The 23,633-nt window shown below is 71.3% G+C and carries 23 protein-coding genes; 3 read left to right on the plus strand and 20 right to left on the minus strand.

Features of this window, described 5'->3' with window-relative positions; genetic code table 11:
• Positions 1–69 precede the first annotated feature (69 nt).
• Genes modA through ACNI3K_RS12660 form a run of 3 tightly spaced genes read left to right on the plus strand, consistent with a single transcriptional unit; the run spans position 70 to position 2,575 of the window.
• Positions 70–765 (plus strand): molybdate ABC transporter substrate-binding protein, encoded by a 696-nt coding sequence (gene modA / locus ACNI3K_RS12650; protein WP_419392268.1) that lies wholly within the window; start codon positions 70–72, stop codon positions 763–765.
• Entirely contained in the window at positions 762–1,544 is a 783-nt protein-coding gene (locus ACNI3K_RS12655; RefSeq protein WP_419392269.1) for an ABC transporter permease, read from the plus strand. The genes modA and ACNI3K_RS12655 overlap by 4 nt, the downstream gene beginning before the upstream one ends.
• Positions 1,544–2,575, plus strand: coding sequence for a sulfate/molybdate ABC transporter ATP-binding protein (locus ACNI3K_RS12660; RefSeq protein ID WP_419392270.1), 1,032 nt, complete (start codon positions 1,544–1,546; stop codon positions 2,573–2,575). Before ACNI3K_RS12655 ends, ACNI3K_RS12660 begins: the two co-directional genes overlap by 1 nt.
• A 7-nt stretch (positions 2,576–2,582) precedes the next feature.
• Here the strand turns inward: ACNI3K_RS12660 and ACNI3K_RS12665 are convergent, their stop codons facing one another.
• The 20 genes from ACNI3K_RS12665 to ACNI3K_RS12760 form a co-directional block, all read right to left on the minus strand.
• The gene (locus tag ACNI3K_RS12665) at positions 2,583–2,819 is read right to left on the minus strand and encodes a MoaD/ThiS family protein (protein WP_419392271.1); all 237 of its coding nucleotides are present in this window, start codon (positions 2,817–2,819) and stop codon (positions 2,583–2,585) included.
• Positions 2,819–3,070: a DUF6457 domain-containing protein gene (locus ACNI3K_RS12670; RefSeq protein ID WP_419392272.1), complete on the minus strand. Its 252-nt coding sequence runs from the start codon at positions 3,068–3,070 to the stop codon at positions 2,819–2,821. The genes ACNI3K_RS12665 and ACNI3K_RS12670 overlap by 1 nt, the downstream gene beginning before the upstream one ends.
• On the minus strand, positions 3,067–3,639 hold the full coding sequence (gene mobA, locus ACNI3K_RS12675) for a molybdenum cofactor guanylyltransferase (protein WP_419392273.1): 573 nt from the start codon (positions 3,637–3,639) through the stop codon (positions 3,067–3,069). Before mobA ends, ACNI3K_RS12670 begins: the two co-directional genes overlap by 4 nt.
• Complete coding sequence (gene moaC / locus ACNI3K_RS12680) at positions 3,636–4,106, minus strand: cyclic pyranopterin monophosphate synthase MoaC (protein ID WP_419392274.1); 471 nt, start codon at positions 4,104–4,106, stop codon at positions 3,636–3,638. The genes mobA and moaC overlap by 4 nt, the downstream gene beginning before the upstream one ends.
• Positions 4,103–5,299, minus strand: a complete 1,197-nt coding sequence (locus ACNI3K_RS12685) for a molybdopterin molybdotransferase MoeA (protein WP_419392275.1) — start codon at positions 5,297–5,299, stop codon at positions 4,103–4,105. Before ACNI3K_RS12685 ends, moaC begins: the two co-directional genes overlap by 4 nt.
• Entirely contained in the window at positions 5,286–6,041 is a 756-nt protein-coding gene (locus tag ACNI3K_RS12690; protein WP_419392276.1) for a HesA/MoeB/ThiF family protein, read from the minus strand. Before ACNI3K_RS12690 ends, ACNI3K_RS12685 begins: the two co-directional genes overlap by 14 nt.
• A complete protein-coding gene (locus tag ACNI3K_RS12695; RefSeq protein ID WP_419392277.1) occupies positions 6,022–6,708 on the minus strand; it encodes a sirohydrochlorin chelatase in 687 nt (228 codons plus the stop codon). The genes ACNI3K_RS12690 and ACNI3K_RS12695 overlap by 20 nt, the downstream gene beginning before the upstream one ends.
• A complete protein-coding gene (locus ACNI3K_RS12700; protein WP_419392278.1) occupies positions 6,705–7,811 on the minus strand; it encodes a uroporphyrinogen-III synthase in 1,107 nt (368 codons plus the stop codon). The genes ACNI3K_RS12695 and ACNI3K_RS12700 overlap by 4 nt, the downstream gene beginning before the upstream one ends.
• A gap of 5 nt (positions 7,812–7,816) precedes the next feature.
• Positions 7,817–9,052 carry a uroporphyrinogen-III C-methyltransferase gene (gene cobA / locus ACNI3K_RS12705; RefSeq protein WP_419392279.1) on the minus strand — a complete coding sequence of 412 codons (1,236 nt, stop codon included), beginning with the start codon at positions 9,050–9,052 and terminating at the stop codon, positions 7,817–7,819.
• The gene (nirD, locus tag ACNI3K_RS12710; RefSeq protein ID WP_419392280.1) at positions 9,049–9,459 is read right to left on the minus strand and encodes a nitrite reductase small subunit NirD; all 411 of its coding nucleotides are present in this window, start codon (positions 9,457–9,459) and stop codon (positions 9,049–9,051) included. The genes cobA and nirD overlap by 4 nt, the downstream gene beginning before the upstream one ends.
• Positions 9,456–12,029 (minus strand): nitrite reductase large subunit NirB, encoded by a 2,574-nt coding sequence (gene nirB, locus ACNI3K_RS12715; RefSeq protein WP_419392281.1) that lies wholly within the window; start codon positions 12,027–12,029, stop codon positions 9,456–9,458. The genes nirD and nirB overlap by 4 nt, the downstream gene beginning before the upstream one ends.
• A 12-nt stretch (positions 12,030–12,041) precedes the next feature.
• Positions 12,042–13,559 (minus strand): FAD-dependent oxidoreductase, encoded by a 1,518-nt coding sequence (locus tag ACNI3K_RS12720; protein WP_419392282.1) that lies wholly within the window; start codon positions 13,557–13,559, stop codon positions 12,042–12,044.
• A complete protein-coding gene (locus tag ACNI3K_RS12725) occupies positions 13,556–15,694 on the minus strand; it encodes a molybdopterin oxidoreductase family protein (protein ID WP_419392283.1) in 2,139 nt (712 codons plus the stop codon). Before ACNI3K_RS12725 ends, ACNI3K_RS12720 begins: the two co-directional genes overlap by 4 nt.
• A gap of 2 nt (positions 15,695–15,696) precedes the next feature.
• A complete protein-coding gene (locus tag ACNI3K_RS12730; RefSeq protein WP_419392284.1) occupies positions 15,697–17,097 on the minus strand; it encodes an MFS transporter in 1,401 nt (466 codons plus the stop codon).
• Between the two features lie 263 nt (positions 17,098–17,360).
• Positions 17,361–18,671, minus strand: coding sequence for a glutamate-1-semialdehyde 2,1-aminomutase (gene hemL, locus ACNI3K_RS12735; protein WP_419392285.1), 1,311 nt, complete (start codon positions 18,669–18,671; stop codon positions 17,361–17,363).
• Positions 18,672–18,708: 37 nt separating this feature from the next.
• The gene (gene hemB / locus ACNI3K_RS12740; RefSeq protein WP_419392286.1) at positions 18,709–19,695 is read right to left on the minus strand and encodes a porphobilinogen synthase; all 987 of its coding nucleotides are present in this window, start codon (positions 19,693–19,695) and stop codon (positions 18,709–18,711) included.
• On the minus strand, positions 19,692–20,675 hold the full coding sequence (locus ACNI3K_RS12745; RefSeq protein ID WP_419392287.1) for a uroporphyrinogen-III synthase: 984 nt from the start codon (positions 20,673–20,675) through the stop codon (positions 19,692–19,694). Before ACNI3K_RS12745 ends, hemB begins: the two co-directional genes overlap by 4 nt.
• 7 nt (positions 20,676–20,682) lie before the next feature.
• On the minus strand, positions 20,683–21,600 hold the full coding sequence (hemC, locus tag ACNI3K_RS12750; protein WP_419392288.1) for a hydroxymethylbilane synthase: 918 nt from the start codon (positions 21,598–21,600) through the stop codon (positions 20,683–20,685).
• A gap of 19 nt (positions 21,601–21,619) precedes the next feature.
• The gene (locus tag ACNI3K_RS12755) at positions 21,620–22,876 is read right to left on the minus strand and encodes an MFS transporter (RefSeq protein WP_419392289.1); all 1,257 of its coding nucleotides are present in this window, start codon (positions 22,874–22,876) and stop codon (positions 21,620–21,622) included.
• A 46-nt stretch (positions 22,877–22,922) separates the two neighbouring features.
• Entirely contained in the window at positions 22,923–23,525 is a 603-nt protein-coding gene (locus ACNI3K_RS12760) for a copper resistance CopC family protein (RefSeq protein ID WP_419392290.1), read from the minus strand.
• Positions 23,526–23,633: the final 108 nt, after the last annotated feature.

The following is a 23,633-nucleotide window of genomic DNA, read 5'->3' on the forward strand; positions in this document are numbered from 1 at the left end:
CCAGCACGCGCGGAAAAGCAGGCGAGGCGCGCATCGGCCGCGGTACTGAGAAGTGTGGCGCTGGGCGCCGTGAGCCTCGCGGCCGTCACAGCGTGCGACGCCCCCGGCGAGGCCCCTGAGACCCTCACGGTGTATGCCGCCGCCTCCCTGACGGACGTTTTTGCGTCCGTCGAGAACGGCTTTGAGGATGAACACCCCAATGTCGAAGTGACCACCGTGTACGGCGGCTCCGCGGATCTCGCGGCCCAGATCGCCGAGGGCGGCCCCGCCGACGTGTTCGCCTCCGCGCACCCCGCCCAGATGGTCGGGCTAGGCACCGCCTCGGTCTTCGCGACCAACACCCTCACGCTCGTGGTGCCGACGGGCAACCCCGCTGCGGTGACGGGCTTCTTTGACCTGGCGCGCGACGACCTCACGAGCGTCATCTGCGCACCTCAAGTGCCGTGCGGTCTCGCGACCGAGCAGCTTGCCGCGGCTCAGGGCGTCGCGCTCTCGCCGTCGTCGCAAGAGAACTCAGTGACGGACGTGCTGGGCAAGGTGGCCTCGGGCCAGGCCGATGCGGGGGTGGTTTACGTCACGGATGTCGCCCGGGCGGATGGTGTCGAGGAGGTGAAGATTCCGGGCGCGACGGAGGTCGCCAACACCTATGCCATCACACCCATCCCCGGTGCGACCCATACCGACCTCGCCACTGCCTACATCGACTTCGTGACGGGACCGGACGGCCGCGCGGTGCTCGCTGACGCGGGGTTCGGTGCGCCATGACGGGCTCCACTCCTCGGTGGCTGCTGCCACTCGCGATCGCCGCCGCCGCCGTGGTGGCCCTCCCGCTGCTGGCCACGACGCTGCGGCTCGACTGGGCGCGCCTGCCCGAACTGCTGACCGCACCTGCGGCCCTCGAGGCCCTGTCGCTGAGCCTCCGGACCGCGGCAATGTCCACGGTCCTGTGCATCATGCTCGGCGTGCCACTCGGCTACGCCCTCGCGACGTGGCGATCGCGCCTGCGCCCCGCAGTCAGGGCGCTGGTCCTGGTGCCGCTGGTGCTCCCGCCGGTTGTCGGCGGCTTGGCCCTGCTGTACGCGTTTGGCCGGCGCGGGCTCGTCGGCGGCCCCCTCGCGGACGCCGGCCTGGACCTCGCGTTCTCCACGGCCGCGGTGGTGCTCGCCCAGACCTTTGTAGCGATGCCCTTCATGGTGCTCACCGTCGAATCCGCCGTCGCGGCGCGCTCGGGTCACCACGAGTCGCTCGCCTCGACTCTCGGCGCGAGCAGGTCCACCACGCTGTGGCGCGTGACCCTGCCGGCGCTCCGGCCCGCACTGATTACTGGCACCGTGCTGACCTTCGCGCGAGCGCTGGGCGAGTTCGGCGCGACCCTCACCTTTGCGGGCAGCCTTCCGGGCGTCACGCGCACGCTGCCGCTGGAGATCTATCTGCGGCGCGAGACCGACGCGGACGCCGCCGTCGCCCTCGCGATGCTGCTTGTCACCGTGGCGATCGTGGTGGTGGCCGTCGCCTATCGGCCCACCTCGCGGAGCGCGCGCTGATGCTCACGGCTCACGTGGTGGTTCCCGCACGAGGCGTCGACGCTGCCATCACGGCGCAGCCCGGCCGCACCCTCGCGCTCTTGGGCCCTAACGGGTCGGGCAAGTCCACGGCGCTCGCCGCGATCGCCGGCACGTTGCGTCCCGAGGGAGGGGCGGTCGAGGTGGACGGGCGCGTGCTGCACGACCTGGATCGCACTCCCCCGCTATGGACACCGCCTCGCGAACGCCGCGTCGCGCTCGTCACGCAGGGCGACGACCTATTCCCCACCATGAGCGTGCTGGACAACGTAGCGTTCGGCCCTCGCTCGCGCGGGGCCAGCCGGGCCGATGCGCGGGCGCAGGCGGTCGGCTGGCTCGAGCGGGTAGGGCTGGGGCCCCTCAGCGACCGCCGCCCCACCGAGCTCTCCGGCGGTCAGCAGCGCCGCGTGGCAATCGCGCGGGCGCTCGCCTCCGGGCCCGACGTGCTGCTGCTCGACGAGCCCTTCGCGGGCATCGACATCGAGGCGGCGTCGGAACTGCGTGCAGTAGTACGGGCAGTGGCCGGCGAGCTCACGGTGGTGATGACGGTGCACGACGCTCTCGACGCCCACCTCCTCGCTCACGACGTCGCCATCATGTCCAGCGGTTCCGTCGCCGAGCAGGGCCGCACGTCCGAAGTGATGACTCGCCCTCGCACGGAGTTCACGGCGAGCCTCGCGGGGCTCGTGCTGCTGCGCGGGGCGGCGGCCGAGGGCGGGCAGCTGGTGACGGCCGACGGGCTCCCATTGCGCGCGACCGCGGTAGGGATGGCCGTGGGCGATACGGCGCTGGCGGCAGTTCGGCCCCGGGAAGTGGACGTGGTCTCCGGTGATCGCGCAAGCAGCGGCACTCTGGTCAAGGATGTGGTGTGCGCGATTGAGCCACGGGGTGACGTAGTGCGAGTCCATGGCACGGCGCTGGTGGCCGACCTGGACCCAGCTCGGGCCGTGGGGCTGTTGCCAGGAGCGGCAATCGTGTTCGACGTGCCGCCGCTCGAGGCCTATCCGGCCTGAAAGGGCGCTAGCCTCCCGCGAAAGGAGGCAGCACATCTACAGTGGTGCCAGGCACGATCACGACCTCGTCGTCCGACCGGGAGCCCTCGACCACGATGGCGCACTGTCGCAGCACCCGGTCGAGTGCGTCCCCGTGCGCCTGCACCAATCGCTCGCGGAGCTCGCCGACGGTCCGCGCGGACACCTCGGTCTGGTCCGCGTCAGCGGCCTCTGCTGCTGCCGCGAAGAGCCTCACCATCACCATCAGCCGGGCATCTCCTCGGTCCACCGCAACGCCAGGGCGGTCGCACGCTCCGACGCGACCTCGGCACTCATGTCGCCAATGCCCGCGGCGTAGCCCACCAGATACGTCGTGACCGGAGCGGCGGGCCGAGTGATCGAATGAGCGGCATCGCGCGCCAGATCGAGCAGGCGCTCGATGTCCACTTCCGCCGATTCGAGCCCCAGCTCGGCGGCCAGCGCGGCGACCCACGCGTCGAGTTGACTGGTGGTCATCGGATCTCCTCTCGCAGTGCCCTCACATCGTCCCAGGTATCGGCGTCTCGTGCGGCGTCACCTACCGGCACCTCGATCATGATCAGGTCCGCTGTGAGCGCCCGCATCGAGGCCCCGTGCGCATCTCCGAGACCCGCGAGCCCACGGACCAGGCTGTCACGACGGTAGACGGCGAGCAGGGGCTGAGTCCTGCCCCCAGCATCGACTGCCCACGCTCCGTCGCCCGCCGCGGTGTCGGCGGCCGTGACCAGCGCGGGCAAAGCCGTGATCGCGCGGGGCATGTCGCACGCCATCACGAGCACGAACGGCGTGTCTGTGTCGAGAGCCTCGAGGCCCGCGGCAATCCCTGCGACGGGTCCGCCGCCCGGCGGGTTCTCGCGCGTGTAGGAGACGCCGGGATGATCCTCGGTAGCGGGGCCCACGACCACCGATGGCGCGTAGGGCGCCGCAGCCGCGAGGGCGTGATCCAGAAGGGACGCGCCACCGACGCGAAGGGACGCCTTGTCCGTGCCGCCAAGACGGCGCGAGGCACCGCCGCTCAGGACGATGGCGGCGCAGGTAGCGGTCACGGGCGCGTCCAGTCGCCGGACTTGCCGCCCTCCTTGGACAGCAGGCGCACGTCACGAATGGACGTGGACTTGTCTAGCCCCTTGACCATGTCGACCACGTTGAGCGCTGCGACGGAGGCGGCGGTGAGCGCCTCCATCTCGACTCCGGTGCGGTCGGCGGTCGAGGCGGTGGCGACGATGCGCACGCCCTCGTCCTCGACGCTCGCCTCGACGGCGACGCCGTGGACACCGATGGCGTGCGCGAGCGGGAGCAGCTCGGGTGTCCGCTTGGCCGCGGCGATGCCGGCGATGCGCGCGACCGCGAGCACGTCCCCCTTGGGCACCGAGCCGTCGCGCAGTGCCGCCACTACCAGCGGCGCGCACTCGACGAAGGCCTCGGCCGTCGCGCGCCTGACGGACGGCTGCTTGTGCGTTACGTCCACCATGCGGGCGTGACCGCTGTCGTTCAGATGCGTGAACTCGGTCATCGGATCCACCTCACGAGGGCCACCGTATCGCCTGCGGACACGCGTTCGGTGTCGGCCGGGATGTCCGCGAGCGCCTGTGCCGCCGCGAGGCTCGCGATCAAGTGCGACCCGGACCCGCCTGCCGTCGCCGGTGCCACGGATCCGGGTGCGGTGAAGCGGACGGGCATGAACTGCCGCCTGCCCGGCGCGGTGGCCCATCCCTGCTCCACCGTCGCGCTCGTCCGCTGCTGCGCCACCGCTGTCTCGGAGCCGTGTAGTCGCGCGATCATGGGCGCCACGATGGCGGCGAAGCTCACGAGCACGCTCACCGGGTTGCCCGGCAAGCACGCGATGGGCATGCCTCTCACCGTCCCGAGGCCCTGCGGCTTGCCTGGCTGCATCGCGACGCTCACGAACTCGACCCCCTCGCTCGACAGCGCCGCCTTCACCACGTCGTAGGCGCCTACGCTGACCCCGCCGGTGGTGATCACCAGATCGGCATCTGCCGCAGCGAGCCGCTGGAGCAGCTGCTCCGGCGAGTCCCTCACGCGTTCCATCACCAAGGGCTCGGCTCCGGCCTCCCTTACCAGCGCGGCGAGCAGCACAGAGTTCGAGTCGTGGATCTCGCCCGGACCCAGCGCGGCGCCCGGCTCAACCAGCTCGTCGCCCGTGGCGATGACGGCAACGCGCGCCGGCCTCACCACATCGACGGCAGATACCCCCACGGCTGCGAGCGCGCCCAGTCGGGTCGCCGTGAGCGTCTGACCCGCGGACACGATGACATCCCCGGGCAGTGCGTCCTCCCCTGCGCGGCGCACGTGACGACCCGGCTCCACGGCCTTCGCCACCGCGACGCGCTCCGTGCCGCCGTCGGTCGACTCGACCGGCACCACCGCATCGGCGCCATCGGGCATGGGAGCGCCGGTCATGATCCGCCATGCCTGACCCGCGCGCACCGCGGCGGGTGGCGCTCCGGCCGCCGTCTCGCCCGCGACCGGCAAGCGCACGGGTGTCTCGGCGCTGGCACCGTGCACATCCGCGGCACGGACGGCGTAGCCGTCCATCGCGGAGTTGTCGAAAGGCGGACTGGCGTCTCGAGCACGGTGATCGCGCGCGGCGGTCAGTCCGAGCGCGAGGGCCAGGGGCCGCTGATGCGGGGCGAGAGGGGCGACGAGAGCGAGCGCCCGTGCCACGTGCGATTCAAGATCCCGCACTCGCGGCCTCTCGGGGCGTCCGGGCGTCGGGGCCGCTGGAGGCCAGTGGGATCTCGCGCCAGCGGCCGGTGCGCGCGTCCACCACTGCGAGGATTCCCGCGAGCGAGGTCCCCGCGCCACTCGCGATCTTCAGCGCCTCGGTCGCCATTGCGGCGCCCACCTGCCCGCACAGCGTTCCGAGCACGGCACCTCCCTCGCACGCCTCAATCGGCTCGGCGGGCTCCTCGGGGAACAGGTCGCGCATCCGCGCGGCACCTGCGAACACGGTCACCTGGCCGTGCCAGCCCTGCACCGCACCCCACGCCACGGGGACGCCCAGCTCCTGCGCCGTATCGGCGACGACGAGGCGGGACGCGAAGGTATCGGTGCTGTCCACGATCACGTCGTGGCCGGCGAGCAGCTCGAGTGCGTTCGAAGCGTCCAGCCTGCGCACCACGGGGTGCAGATCGATCCCCGGTGCGCGCGCACGCAGCGCATGGACGGCGGCGTGAGCCTTGGGGCGCCCGATGTCGTCGGGTCCGAAGAGGATCTGCCGGTGCAGATTGGTGAGCGATACGTGATCGGAGTCGATCAACGTGAGCCGTCCCACGCCTGCGGCGGCGAGATATTGAGCCACCGGACAGCCGAGGCCGCCGACGCCGACGATCGCGACGGACGCGCCACCGAGCGCCCGCTGACCCTGCTCACCGAATCCCGACAGCCCTCGCTGGCGAGCGAAGGGGTCAGGAGCCGAGCGCGCCATGGAACCGGTCCGCGATGATCTCGAGCAGGATGTGATGGGGCGCGAGCGGGTCCGTCACGAAGTCCGCGCCCGCCTCGTGCAGGCGGCGCTGGAAGAGCCCGGGTGCCAGCAGGTAGGAAGCGACGGCCACGTCGCCATCCTCGCCGTTCTCACGCGCGGACGCCACCGCATCGGCGACGGAAGGCTTGGTGCCGGCCGCGTAGCCGATGCGCACGGGCCCGTCCCAGTGCTCGCGCAGCATCTCCGCTGCCTGCTCGGTATCCGCCTGCGAGCGGGGATCGGAAGACCCGGCCGCGGCGAGCACCACCGTCGCGTCGTGCGGCACTCCCTGCTCGTCGAGACGCTCACGCACGATCTCCAGCAGCCGCGGATCGGGCCCGAGGGCACCCGTCGACCGAATGTCGGTGCGACCCTCGACGGCCTCCGCGATGTCGACGTACACGTGATAGCCGCCAGCCAGCAGTATCGGCACGACCACGGCGGACACGCCCTCGCCTTCCTCAACTCCGTCGATGACCGCGTCGATCTTGGGATCCTGGACGTCGACGTACGCACCGCGCACCTCGATCCCCATCGCCTCGCGCACGGCGTCGAGCAACTCCACCACGGTGCGCTGGCCCTCGTCCGCTCGCGTGCCGTGGGCACAGCCAATCAGTATTGCGCTCATGCGGCGCTCACCCCCAGTGCGTAGCCGCGCTTGACGACAGTGCGGACAAGCGCGCGACTTCCCGCGTTCTCACGCAGTCGATTGATCGCGGCCTCGACCGCGTGTGGACCCGTCTGAGCGCCCGGCAGCAGCTCGCCCAACTGCTCGCGCGTGAGCACGCTGCCCCCGGCGCGCGCGAGCGCCTTGAGGATCTCCAGGCCTGTGGGCGTGAGCGGCAGCACGCGGCCGTCCAGCACAGCCGCGGTCGCCCGCATCACGAGCGGCCCGTCCGGGGTGTGGATGGCCTCCGTGGCCTCGCCGTAGTGCTTGACGAGCTCGCGCACGAGCGCTCCCAGCCGCCAGCGATCGGGGTAGCTCGTGGCCAGTCCTGCGCCTTCGAGCGGGGCCGCAGTCACGGGGCCGACGGCTGCGAGTAGAAGCGCGCCGGATACGACGAGCGCGCGGATCGGCTCGAGCAGCCCGGCCCGGCGCACGTCAGTGAGCCACGCGTGCGAGCCCGGCGCGGACGTGAACAGCACAGCATCGGCCTGACCGGCGGCGACCGCGTCGATCCAGCGATGGTGCGCGTCGGGGTCGAGAGGCGGTCCCCATCCGTACACCAGCAAGGACTGAACATCGGCACCCGCCGACTCGAATGCCTCGTCGAGGCCGTCGGAACCGTTGCCGTGATGCTGCACCGCGATGCGCAGGCCGTCGACGCCCTCGGCGAGCAGGTACTCCTGCAGCTCGGCCGCTGTCTCCGACTCCGCGACCCAGTCCGCCTCGAGGCCCGCCGCCTGGATCGCGCCGCGCGCCTTGGGGCCGCGCGCGATCAGTCTCGCCCCGCGCATGCTGTCCAGCAGGTCCTCGGCGAGGCCCGCCGCATCGGCAGCCTCGACCCAGCCGCGGAACCCGATCCCGGTGGTGGCCACCACGATGTCCGGCGGCGCAGAGATCAGCGCACGCGTGTCCGCGATCAGCTGTTCATCGTCCAGGTGCGGGATGGTGCTGAGCGCAGGCGCGTGGTGGACGGTCGCGCCGCGCCGTTCGAGCGCCGATGCGAACTCGCGCTTGCGCCTGTCCGCGGTGATGACCATCGCGCACCCGGCGAGCGGCTCTCCCACGTGGCTCACCTCTCCCCTGCCTGCGGCTCCGGCGTCGCCGCCACCGACCCCGCGAGGAGGCCGGGCTGCGCCACCCTTCCGACGACGATAATGGCTGGAGGTTTCACGTCCGTTTCGTCCGCAAGACGAACGATATCTGCGAGTTCGCCACGCGTGACGCGTTCGTGCACCGTGGTGCCGCGCTCGATGATCGCGACGGGCGTGCTGGGGTCGCAGCCGCCGGCCAGGGCGGCGTCCACGATCTCGGGCAGGGCCGTCACCCCCATGAGGATCACCACGGTCGCGCCCGCGGCCATCGCAGCGATCGAGGCGGGGTCGGCCCCCGCGTGTCCCGTCGTGACGAGCACGGACGTCGACACCCCCCGCTGGGTCACAGGGATGCCCGCGCGGGCGGGCACGGCGAACGCGGAGGTGATGCCGGGGACGACCTCGACGTCCACGCCGGCCTCGAGGCACGCGTGGACCTCCTCGCCACCGCGGCCCAACAGGTACGGATCGCCGCCCTTGAGGCGAACCACGGTCTTGCCTTCGCCGGCGCGCTCCACCAGCAGGCGATTGATCTCATGCTGCGGCACCGGATGGCGGTCGGGTGACTTGCCCACGTTCACCACCTCGACGTCGTACGGGACGGTGACCAACAGCTCGGTGGTGCCCAGCCGGTCAGTCACCACCACGTCCGCCTCGGAGAGCGCCTGTCGGCCGCGCACGGTGATGAGGCCGGGGTCGCCGGGTCCCGAGCCCACGAGGATCACGCGGCCAGCACCCGCACGCCTGCGCCGGAGGTCCACCTCGCCCGCATCCAGGTGCGCCGCGACGGCGTCGCGCACCGCGCGGATCCTCCCGGGGTCAGGGGCACCGAGCGACACGACACCCACGCCGAGGTCGCCGTGCTTGGACATCGCCGCCTGCCGCGCAGTGCCCTTGGCGGCGTCCGAGGCGTCGATGCACCACGTCTGGCGCTCGTGGGCCCATTCGGCCACCGCATCGTTGAGCACCGCGTCGTTCGTCGCGGCGAGCACGAACCAGGCACCGTCGAGGTCGCGGGGCTCGACGCCGCGGCGGACCAGCGCGATGTCCCCGTGCGAGGCGTGCCGCTCGATATCGTCCGTGACCTGCGGCGCCACCACGGTCACGCGGGCGCCCTCGGCGGCGAATCTCCGCACGCGCCGGGACGCGACGGTGCCGCCGCCGACGATCAGGATCGGCTTGTCTCTGAGGTCGAGTCCGAAGAGAGCCGTCACTCGCCACCTGCCAGGTCGATGTACACCTGGCCATTGTCGAGGGTGACGGGGTGCACGACCAAGTCCGGGGCGAGGCCCGGCCGCGGCTGCTTGTCCATCGTGGCGAGGCACGTGCCATCCATCAGGGAGAACACCTGCTTGTAGATCGGCGATGCCACCGTCGGCACGCCCGCGCGGTCGCCGGTGATGCCGCGCGACATTACAGCCGCCCCTGAGAACGGGCACAGGTTCTGGACGGCGTACACGGCACCATCGGCGAGGCGGAAGATCGCGATCTGCTGCCCGCGCACAAGCGCGGCCACGCCGAGTTCGGGCGTGAGCGCGTCGTAATCGCACACGGCCACGCGCGCGGAACCGCGGATTCCGGCCGATGCGGGGGTCGGGTTGGTCACGGAGGCCGCAGTCATGAGCGCACCTCAAGGACCGCGGGGGCGATCAGCACGGCGCCGCCATCGCGCTCGGCCTGCGTGGCGGGACGGCGCTGACCGCGCTCCTCGACGTAGGCCAGCGACGGGTCGGGCTCGTCCGGCGCATTGACGAAGGAACTGAACTGGCGCAGCCGCTCCGGGTCCTTCAGCACGGCAGCCCACTCGTCCTCGTAACTGTCGATGTGGCGCACCATGTGCGCGTCGAGGTCGTCGCAGATTCCCAGCGAATCGTTCACGACCACCTCGCGGATGGCATCGAGGCCGCCCTCGTACTCCTCCTGCCACGGCGCGGTGCGCTGCAGCCTGTCGGCCGTGCGGACGTAGAGCATGAGGTACCGGTCGATGATGCGGAACACCGCATCGTCGTCGACGTCCTCGACGAGCAGCTGCGCATGGCGCGGAGTGAAGCCGCCGTTGCCGCCCACGTAGATGTTCCAGCCGTTGTCGGTCGCGATCACACCCACGTCCTTGCCGCGCGCCTCGGCGCACTCGCGTGCGCATCCCGAGACGCCGAGCTTGATCTTGTGGGGGCTGCGCAGGCCCCGGTAGCGGAGCTCAAGGGCGATCGCGAGCCCCACCGAGTCCTGCACGCCGTAGCGGCACCACGTCGATCCCACGCAGGACTTCACCGTCCGCAGCGACTTGCCGTAGGCATGGCCCGACTCCATCCCCGCCTCCACGAGCCGCGTCCAGATGCTGGGCAGCTGCTCCAGCCTGGCCCCGAACAGGTCGATCCGCTGGCCGCCGGTGATCTTGGTGTAGAGCCCATAGTCCTTGGCGATCTGGCCGATCAGGATCAGGTGCTCGGGCAGAATCTCCCCTCCCGGCACGCGCGGCACCACCGAGTAGGTGCCGTCCTTCTGCATGTTCGCCATCACGCGGTCGTTGGTGTCCTGCAGCGCAGCGCGGTCGGCCGCGAGCACGTGCTCGTTGTAGAGCGTGGCGAGGATGGACCCGATGACCGGCTTGCACAGATCGCAGCCGCGGCCGGTGCCGAACCGCTCGATGATCTCGGAGAAGGTGCGCAGCTCGCTGACCTGGACGGCGCTGAACAGCTGAGCCCGCGACATGTCGATGTGCTCGCACAAGGCGTTCGAGATCTCGATGCCTGACTTCTCCAGCTCGGCACCCACGATTTTCTTGACCAGCGGCAGGCACGAGCCGCACGACGTGCCCGCCTTGGTGCATGCCTTGACCCCGGCCAGGTCGGTGCACCCCTCGTCCGTGACTGCGCACCGGATCGCTCCCGCGGTGACGTTGTTGCACGAGCACACTGACGCCTCGTCCGGCAGCTCCACGTTCGGGCGCTCGACGGAGCCCTCGGGCAGCAGCCACCCGCCCGGATCGCCTCCGAGCTCCGAGCCCACCATGGGGCGCAGCGACGCGTATGCCGACGCGTCGCCCACCAGGATGCCGCCCAGCAGCGTGCGGGCATCGTCGGTCAGGACGAGCTTCTTGTACACGCCCGCAACCGGGTCCGCGTAGACGAGTTCGAGCGCACCAGGGGTCGTCGCGAAGGCGTCTCCGAACGAGGCGACGTCGACGCCGAGCAGCTTGAGCTTGGCCGCTGTGTCGGCGCCCGGGAACGTCGAATCGCCGCCGAGCAGGCGGTCGACCGTGATCTCCGCCATGGCGTTTCCCGGAGCGATGAGGCCGATGCACGCGCCCTGGATGCACGCGACCTCGCCGATCGCGCTGACGTCGGGATCGTCCGTGAGGCAGGTGTCGTCGACGACCACGCCCCCGCGCTCGCCCATCGCGAGGCCGGCGCTGCGCGCCAACTCGTCCCGTGGCCGCACGCCGGTGGCGAAGATGACCACGTCGGCCAACTGCTCGCCGCCGCCCTCGAACAGCAGCCGTCCCGCGCGGCCCGCGCGGTCCGGCTTGATCGCCCGTGTCTTCGTGTCGCACCGGACGGTCACGCCCAGGCTCTCGATGAGGCGCTGCAGGGCGTGGCCACCGCCCTCGTCCACCTGCAGGTTCATCAGCCGATCCCCCGCCTGCACCACGGTGCTGGTGGCCCCAAGCTCCTGCAGTGCTCCCGCGGCCTCGAGGCCCAGCAGCCCGCCGCCGATGACCGCACCGCGCACCGGCCGGCCGAGCTCCGCCGCACGGTGCTCGACGTACGTGCGTAGAGCCGCGACGTCGTCGATCGTGCGGTACACGAACACGCCCGGCAGGTGCGCGCCCTCCGTGGGCGGCGTCCAGGCGTACGATCCGGTCGCCAGCACCAGGTGGTCGTACGGGTACTCGCGGCCGTGACGGTCGGTGACCACCTTGGCGACGCGGTCCACAGTCTCGACCAGGGCATCCCGCTCAAGCCGCACCAGCGGGTCGTCCCACAGCGCCCGGTCGCCCAGCTCGAGATCCTCGGGGTGTCGGCCCGTGAAGTAGGTGGTCAGAGCCACCCTGTCGTACGGGGCGCGCGGTTCTTCGGCGAGCACGGTCACGGAGTACCGGCCCTCGCCGTCGCGGGCGCGCAGCGCCTCCGTGAAGCGGTGTGCCACCATCCCGCCGCCCACGACGACGATTCTCTGGGTGTCGGTCATGATGTCTCCTTGTCAGGCACCCGCGAGTGCGGGCTGGGTCGTTGCTTCGTCATGAGCCCGCGGGCCTTCGCCGCACGCGCCGATCAGTTCGGATACCAATGAGCGGCAGTCGCCGCATCCGGTGCCCGCGCGGGTAGCGCGCGCCACCTCGTCGACGGTCGCGCAGCCGTCGCCGATGGCGGTCGCGATGCGACCCTTCGGCACCGAGTTGCACTGGCACACCGTGTGGTCGTCGTCCATGTCCTGCACCGAGGTCACCGACGGGCGCGCGGCGCCGGCCAGCGGACGGACGATCAGGTGCGCGGGGTCAGCGGGGACCGGCAGCATGCGCGTGTACATCGCGCTGAGGTCAGACGCCGCCTGCGGGTCGCCCACGATGGTCGCCCCGACAAGCAGCCCATGCGAGACCACCACCTCGACGAACCTGCCGATCGCGGGGTCGCTCATGCGCACGGCACGCAACTCGCGCTCGCCGTGCTCGAACTTGCCCGACAACCCCATGGTGACGACGTCGAGCCCCGCAGCCTTGACGCGCACCACGTTCGTGGGGTCGAGCTCGTGGTCTCCGTCGTGATCCGCCGCGTCCGCATCCGCTTCTGGGCCGGCAGTCTCCACGTCCACCCAGGCGTCCACCAGGCGCGTCGCCTGCTCCCAGCCCTGCGCCACCAGCCCCGTGCCGCCCTCGGGCGGCTGGGCGCAGTCGCCGATCGCGAAGACCCGCGCATCGGCCGGCGAGGCGAGGCCGGCCCCCACGTGTATGCCGCGCTCGCACGGCAGGCCGGCTCCGCGCGCGAGCGCGGTGTCCGGAATCGTGCCCGCGCACATCACGAGCATGTCCGTCAGGAGCTCGGTCCCGTCGGTCAGCCGGACGGCGCTGAGGGCGCCGCGCCGCTCGATGGCGTGAGCGACGGAGGTCTCGGTGATGACCGTCACGCCGAGCCTGCGCAGCGACCCCGTGGCGACCTGGGCGGCGGCCTCGCCGAGCTGGCGCTCCATGAGCCGGCCGTGGTGGTGCACAAGGGTCACCGCGAGGCCGCGCGACGCGAGCCCGGTCGCGACCTCGAGGCCGAGCACCCCGGCGCCGAGCACGACCGCGCGGCGCGCCTGAGGGATCGCCGACTCGATGCGGTGAGCATCGTCGAGGTCCTTGAGCACGCTCACGCCGCGCAGCAGGCCCCGGTCGGTGGCGATGCCCTGGATGCCTGGCACGCGGGCCTGCGAGCCGGTCGCGAGCACCAGGCGGTCATAAGAATGGCGCTCGCCGGTCGAGTCCACCACCTCGCAGGCGGAGCGGTCGATGGACACCGCCGCTACGCCGCTGAGCACCCGGACTCGGTCACCCTCGGCGGCCGGAAGGGCGAGGGAGCCCGCGTCCGTGCGCCCGCTCACCACGCTCGACAGCAGCACACGGTTGTAGGGCTCGTGGCTCTCCTTGCCGAGCACCGTGACGTCTGCGGTGGGGTCGCGTCTCACCAGCTCATCGACGAATCGCGAGCCCACCATGCCGTGACCGATCACCACTACCCTCATCGCGCGGCCACCCCCGCCGGGGCCAGCGCGGCAGCGATCGAGACGGCGGTGACCTTGAACTCGGGCATGCCGCTGATGGGATCGGTCGCATCGTTGGTGAGCTTGTTCGCGCTGCCGGCGCCGGCCCAGTGAAAAGGCATGAAGACCGTGTCGGGGCGAATCGACTCGGTGAGGCGCACCTGCGCGGTGGCAGTGCCGCGCGCGGTGGTCAGCACGGCGTCCTCGCCCTCGACCAGGCCGATGCGGTCCGCGAGCAGCGGGTGCACCTCCACGAACGGCCCGGGTTGCGCCGCGGCGAGCTCGGGCACTCGGCGCGTCTGGGCTCCCGACTGGTAGTGCTGCAGCACGCGCCCGGTGACCAGATAGGTCTGGGCACCGGCACGGACATCGTCGTGGGGCGCGTGATGATCCACGGGAACCATGCGCGCCCTGCCGTCCTGCGTGGGAAAGCGGTCAAGGAACACCCGGGGCGTGCCGGGGTGGGTCACGGATGGGCACGGCCAGTACAGCGCCTCTCCGGCATCCAGCCGCTCGTAGTCGATCCCCGCATAGTCGGCCACACCGCCGGCCGATGCGCGGGCCAGCTCCGCGAACACCGCACGAGGATCGTCGGGAAACCCCGTGGGTGCGCCGAGGCGGCGCGCGAGCTCGCCCAGGATCCACAACTCCGACCTCGCCAGCCCTGGAGCCTGGGCGGCCTGACGGCGGCGCAGCACCCGGCCCTCGAGGCTGGTCATGGTGCCGTCCTCCTCGGCCCACTGGGTGACGGGCAGGATCACGTCGGCAAGCATTGCGGTCTCGGACGGCACCATGTCGCACACCACGAGCAGGTCGAGCCGGGACAGCGACGCACGCACCGCATCGGCGTTGGGCGCGGAGACCACCACGTTGCTGCCGTGCACGAGCAAGGCGCGGGGTCCTCCGTCGCGCCCGAGCGACGACAGCAGCTCGACGGCGGGCACGCCCGGGCCCGGCAGCGACTCGGGGTCCACGCCCCACACGCCTGCCACGTGGGCGCGCGCCGCGGGATCGGAGATCGACCGGTAGCCCGGCAGCTGGTCCGACTTCTGGCCGTGCTCGCGTCCGCCCTGGCCGTTGCCCTGGCCGGTGACCGGCCCGAAGCCCGAGCCCTCGCGTCCCACCAGGCCCAGCACCAGGGCCAGGTTGATCGCGGCCGTGACGCACGCGGTGCCCTGCGTCATCTGCTCCACCCCGCGGCCGGTGAGCACGTACGCCCCTCGTCCTCCGCGGGCGGGAGAGGCCGCTGCGAGCAGCCGCGCGGTGCGGCGCAGCTCGGGGGCCGGGACGCCGCAGACTGTCTCCGCCCGTTCGGGCCACCATGCCGCCACCGAGCGACGCACGACGTCGAAGCCGTGCGTCCGGGTCTCCAGGTAGTACAGGTCCGCCAGCCCCTCGGCAAGGATGATGTGGGTGAGCGCGAGCAGCACCACCATGTCGGTGCCGGGCACCGGGGCCAGATGGACCCCCTGCTCGTCACTCGCGAGCCGCGCCGTCACCGTCTCGCGGGGGTCCACCACCACCAGACCGCCGCGCTCGCGAGCGCCCGCGAGGTGCTGGACGAACGGAGGCATCGTGACGCCCATGTTCGATCCCAGGATGAGCACCGCATCGGCCCCTCCGAGGTCCGCAAGGGGGAAGCCCAAGCCCCGATCCATGCCGAAGGCGCGGTTGGACGCCGCCGCGGCGGAGGACATGCAGAACCGGCCGTTGTAGTCGATGTACGGCGTGCGCAGCACGGCCCGCGCGAACTTGCCCAGCGCATAGGCCTTCTCGTTGGTGAGCCCGCCGCCGCCGAACACCGCGACGGTGTCGCGACCGTGCTCCGCCTGCAGCGCCCGCAGCCGATCAGCGACCAGGTCGAGAGCCTCGGGCCAGTCGGCCTCTCGGAACCCGCCATCGGCCGTGCGGATCAGCGGCGTCGTCACCCGATCCGAGGCGCGCAGCACCTCGGCCGAGGTCCACCCCTTCTGGCACAGCCCTCCCCTGTTGGTGGGGAACTCGCGACCGTCGACCTCGACCGGCAGGCGATCGTCGGGGGTGCGGGTGAGGGTCTGCGCACACTGCAGCGCGCAATAGGGGCAGTGGGTGGCGACGCTGTCGCTGGGGGCGTCCACGATCAGACGTTCGCCATCGGCGAGCCCTTGCGCAGGTAGAACACCCAGGTGAGGGCCGCCATGACAAGGAACACGCCCACATAGATCTGCAGTGCGGGCACGATCGATCCGTCGAAGGTCTCGCGCGACCACATGTAGACGAACGGGATCGCGAAGCCGCCGAACGCGCCGATCGAGGAGATGATCCCCACGGCGCCGGCGCTGCGACGCTTGAAGTCGAGCGCCGATTCCTCCGAGCCGTCGCCCTTGGTGTCTCGCAGCCGGTTGAAGATCGACGGGATCATCCGGTACGTCGAGCCGTTGCCGATCCCCGTGAGGGCGAACAGCGCGATGAAGCTCGCGAAGAACAGCCCCAAACTCTCCTGCTGCACGCCGACCACGGCCGCGTATCCGGCCGCGGCCATCGCGACGAAGGCGATGATCGTCACGATGGACCCACCGAACCTGTCCGCCAGCTTGCCCCCGTACGGTCTTGCGAGCGACCCCACCAGGGCACCGAGGAAGCCCCAGGTGAGAGCGATATCCGTGCGCTCGAACACCACGCTGAGCAGCGTCGGGAACGCCGCCGAGTAGCCGATGAACGAGCCGAACGTGCCGATGTACAGGAAGGCCATGAGCCACGTGTGGCCGTGGCGCAGCGACCGCGCGGTGGGCTTGGGGTCGGCCTTCGCCTCGCGCAGGTTGTCCATGAACAGGAACGCGAGCACCGCAGCTGCGATGGCGAGCGGCACGTAGACCAGTCCCGCGGCCGCCAGGCCGATGCCGCCCAGCCCGATCACGAACGGCACCAGCTTCTGCGCGACCGCGACCCCGATGTTGCCGCCCGCCGCGTTCAGGCCCAGCGCCCAGCCCTTCTGCTTGTCCGGGTAGAAGAACGTGATGTTGGCCATCGAGGAGGCGAAGTTTCCGCCTCCGAAGCCTGCGGTCGCGGCGATTGCCACGAGCACGCCGAACGAGGTCTCGGGGCGGCCCACCACCCACGCGAGTCCCAGCGTGGGGATCAGCAGCAGTAGCGCCGAGACCACCGTCCAGTTGCGCCCGCCGAAGATCGGCACCGCGAACGTGTACGGGATGCGCAGGAAGGCACCCACGCCCGAAGCGACCGCCAGCAGGGTCAGCCCTTGACTGCCGGTGAGCGCCCAGCCGTTCGTGCCGGCGGCCACGAGGGCACCGGACTCGTCGAACGTGCCGTACATCTTGACCACGACGATCGACCACAGCAGCCACACCGAGAAGCCGATGTGTTCCGCGACGATCGAGAAGACGAGGTTGCGGAAGGCGATGGGCTTGCCCTTGCCCTCCCAGAACGTCTCGTCCTCGGGCGTCCAGCGCTCGATCCACCGGCCCTTGCCGACCACGCCCGGCTCGACCTCCGCCGTGCCAGTTCTGTCCTGAATGGTCATGAACCCTCCCCAGGGTGCAATGGTGCGATTGACGTCCGCGCCTTCATCGGCGGGGCGCTCACATGGCGCTCCATCGGACACGTCTCACGCTAGGGAGGGGATGTTTCTACGGGCCGCGTCCCATGTGAAAGGGGCGAGAACTCTTGCTCACCTCGCGGCGGGGCTGGCTGTGAGGTGAGGTTCTCGCCGTTCAGGCGCGCTGGAGGGACATGAGTGCAGGATCTAGCCGTTTTCGAGCACTCATGTCCCTCTGGGGCGCAGGGTCAGGCCTGTGGGGGCTCCGTGGCCGCCCACCCGCGCACCGCGTCGAGCACCTGGGCCACCTCGGCCTCGCCGTGCGCGTGGGACACGAACCACGACTCGAAGGCGCTCGGCGGCAGCTGCACGCCCGCGCGGTTCAGCGCATGGAACATCCGCCCGAACGCAGCCGTGTCCTGGGAGGCCGCCTGCTCGAACGTCACGGGCGCCTCCGCGAGCCCGAGGAACACCGAGAACAGCGTGCCGGCGCGGCCCACCGCGTGACGGATGCCAGCCTCGCCCAGGATGTCGCTGACGCCCCCAGCCAGCGCATCGGCCGTGCGAGAGATAGTCGCGTACACGTCGTCGGTCAGCAGGCGCAGCGTGGCGAGCCCCGCGGCGACGGCGACGGGGTTCCCTGACAGGGTTCCTGCCTGGTACACGGGACCGAGAGGGGCAAGCTGCTCCATCAGGTCCGTGCGCCCGCCGAGGGCCGCGACCGGCATGCCGCCACCGATGACCTTCCCGAACGTGACCAGGTCGGGCTGCCAGGGGTCAATGCCGGCGGCGAGGTCCGCGTCGCGCTCGACTCCCCAGTAGCCAGCGGGGCCGGCGCGAAAGCCGGTCAGCACCTCGTCCACGATGAACACCGCGCCCTCGTTGCGACACAGCGTCGCGATCAAGCGGTTGAATCCCAGCGGCGGGGCGACGGTGCCCATGTTCGCCGGGGCGGCCTCGGTGATGACGGCCGCGATGCGCGGGCCGTGCTCCGTGAATGCGGCGGTGAGTGCCTCCTCGTCTCCGTAAGGCACCACGATGGTGTCGGCGGCCGTGCCACGGGTGACGCCCGCGCTGTCCGGCACGCCAGCGGTCGCGAGACCCGAGCCCGAGGCCACCAGCAGCGAGTCCGAGTGCCCGTGATAGAGACCCGCGAACTTGACGATCTTGTCGCGGCCGGTCGCGCCGCGTGCGAGGCGGATCGCGGTCATGGTGGCCTCGGTGCCGGTCGACACCAGGCGCACGCGCTCGGCCGGGGCGTAGCGGGCGCGGATCTCCTCGGCGAGCTCCACCTCGCGCACGGTGGTCGCGCCAAATGACAGTCCTCGTGCCGCAGCCTCCTGGACGGCCTGCACCACGGTCGGGTGGGCGTGACCCAGGATGGCCGGCCCCCAGGAGCCGATGAGGTCCACGTACTCGCGGCCGTCCGCATCCGTCACCCGGGCTCCGTGGGCCGAGGCGATGGGCGCGGGCTCTCCCCCGACGCCGTTCCAGGCGCGCACCGGGGAGTTGACGCCGCCGGGCAGGATTGCGGCGGCTCTGGCACCAAAGTGGGTCACTTCTACCTCCTCAGAGGATGTGTCGGCCGAGGGTTGGTCACTTCTGACGCAGCCACGCCGCCAGCTCCACGGCCGCGTAGGTCAGGATGATGTCGCCGCCGGCGCGAGCGATGGACGTGACCGCCTCGATGTGCGCCGCGCGGCGGTCGATCCAGCCACGCTGTGCCGCCGCCTCGATCTGCGCATACTCGCCTGACACGTGATAGGCGGCGACGGGGACGGCCGATGCGGCAGCCACCTCCGCGAGCACGTCCAGATAGGGCAGGGCGGGCTTGACCATCAGCATGTCCGCGCCCTCCGCCTCGTCGAGAGCCGCCTCAAGCATCCCCTCGCGGCCGTTGGCGGGATCGAGCTGGTATGCCCGCCGGTCGCCCTGGAGATCGCTCTCGACCGCGTCGCGGAAGGGGCCGTAGGCGGCGGACGCATACTTCGCGGCGTACGCGAGAATGCTCGTGGAGGCGTGCCCGGCACCGTCGAGCGCGTGGCGCACCGCTGCGACCTGGCCGTCCATCATGCCGCTGAGACCCAGCACATGGGCTCCTGCGTCCGCCTGTGCGACCGCCATCCGGGCGTAGACCTCGAGCGTCGCATCGTTGTCCACCGAACCGTCATCGGCGAGCACCCCGCAGTGACCGTGGTCCGTGAACTCGTCGAGGCACAGGTCCGCCATCACCACGAGGTCGTCACCGGCGGCCTCGACTGCGGCGCTGATCGCCAGGTTGAGGATGCCGTCGGTCGCGCACGCCTGGGTTCCGGTCGCGTCCCGCGTCTCGGGGATCGCGAACAGCATCACCGCGCCCAGACCGGCATCGGCCGCGCGGCGCACCTCGTCGCCGATGCGGGCGAGGGGGTGCTGCGACACGCCCGGCATCGAGGCAATGGGCCTCGCCTCATCGGTGCCCTCGCGCACGAACAGCGGCAGCACCAGCTGAGCGGGGTCGACTCGCGTCTCGCGCACCAAACGGCGCATGGCGGGCGTGGTGCGCAGGCGGCGCGGCCTGCGGACGGGGCCGGGAACGCTCATCGGTTCTCGTCGTCCTCGGCGGTTACCTCCGCCACATCGGGTGTGGCCTCCACCGGCGCCGCTTCCCCGGCCTCCGTCGTGTCCGCCGAGTCGGGCTCCCCGGGCGCGCTCTCCTCGCCCTCGGCCGCCGTCTCCTGCTCGTCGGCTTCGGCGCGGTCCGCGTCCACGTCCACGTCCTCGTCCTCGTCCTCGTCTGCGGCGTCGTAGACCTCGACCACGTCGGGGTCGAGCGCCTCAAGCAGACCCGCGACCACACCGTCGTAGGACGGCGCGGTCGCCACCGCGCTGACCGTGAGACCCGCGGCGCGCGCGGACGCCGCCGTCATGTCGCCAATCGCCACCACCATCGTGTGCTCTGGGAGAGCGGTCACGCTCGCCGCGAAGCGCTCTGCGACCGAGCCCGACGTCAGCAGCACCGCGTCGAACTCCCCCGCCTCCAGCTCCTCACGCGTCGCACGGCCCACTCCCGAGCCGTCGATGGTGCGGTACGCCTCCACGGCGTGTACCTGCCAGCCCTTGCGCTCCAACCCGCGGGGCAGCACGGGGGCGGCGAGGTTGCCCAGCGGCGCGAGCACTCGACCGGGCCCGTCGGGGAAATCCTCGACGATCCCGCGGGCGTTCTGACGCCCCTCAGGCACCAGCGCGACGTCGAGACCGAGCCTCTCGCACATCGCCCGGGTGGCCTCGCCCACCGTCGCGACCTGCGCATCGGGCAGTGGTGCGGCGAGGGACATCCCGCGCGCGGCGGCGATCCGCTCCATGGCGCCCAGTGCGTTGCGGCTAGTGATCGCGAGCCAGTCGTAGTCACCGGCGCACCACGCCAGCGTGGCTTCCTCGAGCGCGTCTTGATCCTCGGCGGGAGCGATCGCGATGAACTCCGCCTCTTCGACGATGGCGCCGGCGTCGGCAAGCCGTTGCGCCAGGTGTCGCCGCGCAGCGGTGACGGGCACCAGCAGACGGCGCCCCTTAAGTGCGGTCATGTCCATGTCAGTTCCTCCCCATGAGACGGGCGGCCCCGCGCCCAAGGAGCGTCCACCCGACGCTGCGCCCGAGCGCGGCCGCCTCGCTGGCCGGACCTCGCACGGACTCGTTGAGGGCGAGGGTACCCGCACCGTCCACGATCCGGGCCCTGAAGTCCAGCCGCCCGTCCGTGACGGTCGCGTAGGCACCGATGGGCGCCGAGCAGCCGGCGTCCATGACGGCCAGCAGAGCACGCTCCGCCGTGACCGCCGCGCGCGTCGGCCCGTCGTCGAGCGAACGGACGATGTGCGCCCACTCGGGATCGGCCGTTGGCAGCATCTCGATTGCGAGAGCGCCCTGACCAGGCGCGGGCATCATGTCAGCGGGTTCGATGAGCTCGGTGGCCTCGCCGAGCCGCCCGAGCCGCGACAGCCCGGCGGCGGCGAGCACCACTCCGTCCAGGTCGTCGCCGACCCGTCCCAGCCTGGTGTCGACGTTTCCGCGCAGCGGCTGGATGCTCAGGTCCGGCCGCACCGCGAGCAGCTGGGCCTCGCGGCGGGGAGACCCCGTGCCGATCTTCGCGCCTTCGGGTAGTTCGCGCAGCCCCAGACCCGTGGTGCACAGGGCGTCGCGGACATCCTCCCGGACGGGCACTGCGGCGAGCTCCATCTCCGGGTGCTCCTGAGTCGGCATGTCCTTCAAGGAATGCACCGCAAGGTCGCACTCTCCGGACAGCACTCCCTCTCGCAGGGCGGCGACGAACACGCCCACCTCCGACAGCCCCACCAGGGAGCCGCGCGAAGTGTCGCCGTGGGTGGTGATCTCCACGAGCTCGACCTCGAGCTCGACCCCGCGCTCGCGCGCGCTGGCGACGAGCGCATCGGCCACCATGCCCGACTGAGTGCGAGCGAGCAGGGACGCGCGCGTGCCGAGGCGAATCTTCATGAGCCCCACTTTTCCATAGTCACGATTCCTCGCGGTGCGAGGCGGGGCGGCTCCATTGGACGGGACCGCGATAACCGGAGCCGAGCATCACGATCACGAGCGCCGCACCCGCGAGCACGAGGGCCACCCATGCGGGTGCCTGGTAGCCGAATCCCCATGCGATGACGAGCGCACCGAGACCCGTGCCAACGGCCGTGGCTGCGTTCAGGGCCGCGTGGGACAGGGCCGAGCCGAGCGACGGCGAGCCGTGGAGCACATCCATCAGGTGCACCTGTGAGGCCTGCGAGAACACCTGGACCGAGGACCCCAGCAAGAAGAGCAGCACGAGGGTCGCGGCGGGAACGTCGCCGAACAGCCCGAGTCCCAGCAGCGCGAGCGCGACACCGACGAGCCCCAGCCGCGCGGCACCCACATGCGAGCGATCAGTGAGCTGACCACCTACGTATGCCCCGCACGTCATGGCGGCCCCCCACCCGACGAGGATCCACGTCACCTGTCCCGGATCGAAGCCGTTGGTCACCTCGAGCAGCGGCACGATGTACGAGAACACCGCGCCGAGGCCTGCGAAGCCCACGGTGACCGCAACGATCGCGGTCCATAGCGGACGGCCCCGCAGCGCGCGCAGCTCGGAGCGCGGCGACGCGGCCGGGTTGCCCGGCAGGTCCGGCGTGAACAGCCACACGCCCAGCAGCCCGATCGCGGCGATGACCGCCACGACGACGTAGGCCATGCGCCACGATGCGACGTTCGACAGCCACTGCATCGCGGGCACCCCCACGACGAGGGAGGTGGTCAGGCCCAGCATGATGATGGACACGGCCTTGCCGCGCCGCTCTCGGCCCAGAACGCTCATCGCCACGAACGACGCGACGCCCAGCAAGGCGCCATGCGGCACCCCCGAGAAGAACCGCACCACCATCAGCGCCTCGACGGTGGGAGCGATCACTGTGGCCACGGTGGTGAGGAGGAACAGCGCGGCCATGGTGATCAGCAGCGGCCTGCGGCGCACCCGGCCGAGGCCGACCATGATCAGCGGGGCACCGACGACCACGCCGACGGAGTACGCGACCATCGTGAGTCCCAGCACGTCCACGCTCGTGTCGAGGTCGGCGATCTGGTCCTGCACGACGCTGGCGGCGCCATTCTGCGTGATCCCGATCCCGAAGCCGATCACGGCGAACGCCGCGAGCACGTGCCACGGTCGGGGGTCGCGGGCGGTGCGGGGCAGCCGCCACCGCGGCTGGCCTTGGTCGAGGGTGGACGGCAGGTCGGTCATGCTGTCCCAGCTCCGGACCGGTCCGCGCCCGTCATCTCCGCGCCCGTCATCGCTGGCGCGCCCGCGCGGCGAGGATCGCCACGAGCGCTCCGCCAGCCGCGACCAGGGCGATGAGCGGCAGCACCCAGGCGGGCATGTCGCCGGGCTCGGTCTCCGCAGGCGCGGCCGATGCGGTGGGTGCGGGGGTCGACTCCGTCACCTCGGGCGTCGGCTCGGCCGAGGCGGAGGGCTCCGTGGTGGGTCCGGGAGATACCGACTCCTCCTCGACCACGGGTGCGTACGTGAAAGACAGCACACCTTCGAGCGGGTGTCCGTCCTCCGCGACGATGCGCCAGACCAGCTCCGTGTCACCTGCCGGGATAGCCGCGTCGAGGGTCCCTGTGACCGCGTTCGTCGAGGGGAACTGCGGGTCCAGCACGTATTCGACACCTTCTGCATCCACGACGGTCAGCTCGGCGCCGACCTCGAGAACGTCGCCCGTGAATTCGAGCCGCAGCTCAGACAGGCTCTCGACCGCGGAACCCTCCTCCGGGGTGGTCGCGCGCAGTTCGGTGTGCGCGAGGGCCGGGCCGCTCCACGCGACGAGCATCACCGCGAGCGCGGCGAAGATCAGCAGGGGGCGGGACAGTGCACGCGCTTTCATGGACATGACTCCATTCTCCCACTCACGGCCGCAGCGTTCGCCCATGGCCGTCACTCCCCGGCCACCCAAGGTTCACGGGACATTCGAACGCAGGTGTCGCCCCCGGAACGACCA

This window comes from Demequina ureilytica, assembly GCF_048553575.1.
Taxonomy (GTDB): Bacteria; Actinomycetota; Actinomycetes; order Actinomycetales; family Demequinaceae; genus Demequina.